The organism is Candidatus Ruminimicrobium bovinum (assembly GCF_902760015.1).
Lineage (GTDB): Bacteria > Elusimicrobiota > Endomicrobiia > Endomicrobiales > Endomicrobiaceae > Ruminimicrobium > Ruminimicrobium bovinum.
This window is the reverse complement of record NZ_CACWEU010000207.1, coordinates 1-3,823: the sequence shown is the minus strand read 5'-3', so window position 1 is coordinate 3,823 and position 3,823 is coordinate 1. Positions and strand designations below refer to the sequence as shown.

Sequence of the window (3,823 nt, the reverse complement as noted above, 5' to 3'; positions counted from 1 at the left end):
TTGAAAAACAAAGTAGAAAACAAAGCAAATGAAAAATTAAAAGAAGGCAAAAGTATTGAAGAAATTAAAAAAACAACTTTTGGAATTGCAACGGATCCGGATGGAGATAGGTTTGCAATATATTACACTGTTTATAACGGTAGTAAATTTGAAGCAAAATTCCTTTTACCTGATGAAGCAGGTATGATAGTTCAAAAAATCTTCCTTGAAAATAAATATAACAAATTAAATGAATATTTAAAGGCTAATCACTCTGATAAAGAAATTTCTAATTGGTTAAAAGAAAATAATTATAACATTGTAACCGTAAGAAGTGCCGATACAACAAGCCAAATTGATAAGTTAGCAAAATATTATGAAGATAAAATGAAAAAGCTTGTTTCGGGACAATTAAAAAATGAAATAAATGTATCCGTAAAAATAACCGATATCGGTTTTAAAAATTTAGCAGAAGCTGCAAAATTAACCAAAAAAGAAGGAATAGAGCCTCTTATGCTTCTTGAAAGTTCAGGAGGGCTTGTTTCCGGATTATATGATAAAGACGGCTTAACTGCAACATTACTTCCTTTGCTTCTATTAAACAATGCAAGTGTAACTGTTGAAGAAGAATTGGATACAATAGAAAAGGATATAAAAAATTCCGAATTGCTTGGTAGAGATGCTATTGTTTTTGAAGATAAAAAAGAACTTACTGCGGAACAACAGAAACAAAACTTTTTAGATGTTACAAATAATTTCAAAGACATATATAAAAATATTCCGGAAATGAAAAATTATGATGTTGAAACTATTTCTCCTGTTACAATTGAAAACGGTATAGAAATTGTATTTAAGAACGGTAATTCATTAATAGTACGTGCATCGGGAACAGAACCTAAAATAAGAATTTATACAAAAGTTAATGCTACTATTGAAAATAAATCTCAATTAAAAAAAGAAAATGATGCTCTCATGAATTTGGGTAGAACTTTAGTTGAAAAGTCAGGTAACGGTGAATATAAAAACTATATCTCTAAAACACAAACAGTTGATAACAATAAAACTATAATTAACAAATTAACGGATTATTCTTCTAAAACAAATAATGCAAAAAACAGAGAACTTTTAAATGATAATACAAGAAGCAATAAACTTATTCGTGAAATGTCCGTAGGTAAAAATAATAAACTTCAACTTGATTTTTCAAGAACCGAACTTGATGAAGAAACTTTGGAACTTTGTAATAATTTATATGATAATTTAGGTATAAGTGAAAAACTTTCAAATATAGATATGGATGAAGATGTTAAAAGATTGTTTTTTGCAATGTATGTTTATTATCATAAAGTAAAAGGTATAGATATATTGTCAGTATTGCCGTATGATAATAATAGTGCATATATTGTAAAAAATGCTGAAGAAAAACTTTCTGATTATGTTACTGTGTTAGGTCAGCCTGGAACAAACGGACAACATTCTTTCTATCAATTATTACATCAGGGTGTAGTTCCTTCTTTTAATGCTTTTGTAGGTTTTGCAAATTCAACCGATGACATAATGGCTGATTCCGACAAGAGAACGGCACATTTTAAACTTTTGTCGAATATGATAGCACAGGCAGATGCATTCTTTATCGGTAGAAACAGGCAGGAAACTAATGAAATAGAAAAAGATAAAAAGTTACAAACTCATAAAGTATTTGAAGGAAATACTCCGTCACTTGTTATGATGTTTGAAAATAATGACGAAGCAGCAAAAAAAGAACTTGCAAATATTGGAAGTGCAATTTCAGAAATTGCAAAAGCGGTTGAAACCGAACCTGTTTTAAAAATTGAAACCGATAAATCCGTTAAAGGCGAATATGAGGGTTTTACAACATCTGATATTTTTAAAGAAATACAAAAAGAAAAATCGGCTTCGGACAAAGAAACGATAAATCAAAAAAATTCAAAACTTACATTTAAATCAAATATAAGAACTTCTTTAGTAAATAAATATATTGAGCTTTTTAATATAAAATTTTTTAAAGATAAAGATGACAATGAACAAAGTGTTTTTGATAAACTTAATGCTATTTTTAACGGTGATAAGGTTAATGCAACCGAAGACAGAGCAGTTTTACATTCGGCTTTAAGAAATGTTGAGTTTGTTGATGGTAAATTTGTTGCAAAGTCGGCAATTAAAGTTGACGGTAAAAATGTTATGCCAAATGTTGTGAATACTCTTAATAAGATGACGGATTTTGCTAATAGAGTTATTAACGGACAGTGGAAAGGTGCTACCGGAAAAGAAATAAAAACTGTAGTAAGTATAGGTATCGGCGGTTCCGATTTAGGTCCTAGAGGTGTTACAAATATTTTAGCTGAAAGCAAACTTGATAATGCACCTGAAGTAAGGTATGTTTCAAATGTTGATCCTCAGGATTTGGAAAATCAATTAAAAGGTTTAGATCCCGAAACAACTTTATTTATAATAGAATCAAAAACATTTACAACAGATGAAACAATGACAAATGCAAATGCCGCAAAAAAATGGTTGCTTAGTAATTCTAAATTAAATGAAGATTCCGTTAAAAATCATTTTGTTGCAGTTTCAATCGCAAAAGAAGAAGTTGAAAAATTCGGTATAGATACAAACAATATGTTTGAATTCTGGGATTGGGTAGGCGGAAGGTTCTCTGTTTGGTCTGCAATAGGTTTGCCTGTGATGTTATCAATAGGTCCTAAAAATTTTGCGGATTTCTTAAAAGGTGCAAATAATACCGATGAAGCATTAAAAGAAGTTATAAACGGTTCTGCTGCCAAGGAAAATATTTCCGTTCTTGCAGCAATTTCTTATATAGACAGAATAAATCATCTCGGAAAACAAGAACAATTTATAAATGCTCCTTTTGATTTCTTTGTAGATTTTATTCAACAGCAATCTATGGAAAGTCTCGGTAAATTTGTAACCGTTGACGGTAAAACAGTTGCATATCCTACCGGAAATGTTATTGTTCCTGCAGAAAACTCAAAACTTGGCGGTATAAATGTAGCTGTTGGTGAAACTTCAAACAATAAATATTCTTCCGATGATATAACAACTTATATTGATATGGATGAATTGTCACCGGAATCGCTCGGTGAGTTATTTGCAACATTTGAGCATGTCGTTGAAATTTCAGCTGCTTTGTGGGAAATTAATGCTTTTGACCAATGGGGTGTTCAATTAGGTAAAGAGTTAATGCCCGGTGTGCTTTCTGCTATAGAAGGTGAACAAACCGAGCAGGCAAAAAGCAAATTGAATTTATCCTCTCAAAAAAATGTTGAATTTATTAATAATGCAAATGCAAATGAAACTTCTAAAACTTCATTTATTGATAGAATTAAAAAAACACTTGAAAATATGTGGAAAAATCATGCTTTTGATTTTGGACATTTAGCCGGTGGAGAAGAAGTTGCAAATGCAATCAAGAAAAAAAATAACATTATTGAAGAAAATATAATAAGAGATGAAGATCAGCTTGCCTTAAAAGAAGTACAAAATCAATTAGACGAAGTTAAACTGCAATTACAAGTTCTTGACAGAACTTCAAAAAGATCAAAAAGTGTTCCGGGAGCAGGAATTAATGAAAATAAAATAGAAGAACAAATACAAGAATTAAAACAGAAAGAAGATGAACTTGAAGCAAAAATAGAAGAATTAAAAAATGCAAATGCTCAACTTGACCTTGGTTTGTTTGGTAATATGTTTAAAAATCGTTCGACATTAAGGGCAGTATTTGCAGGGGTAGCCGAAAGCTTAATATTGGTTCCTGTAACGGTTGTAGATACAATCCAAAAAATATTAACGGGCAATTTTAACA

At 30.4% G+C, this 3,823-nt stretch carries 1 protein-coding gene; it reads left to right on the top strand.

The window, feature by feature from the left end; genetic code table 11:
- A partial coding sequence (locus tag ACMUOV_RS06955; RefSeq protein ID WP_413854379.1) for a hypothetical protein occupies nucleotides 1–3,823 on the top strand: 3,823 nt, incomplete at both ends.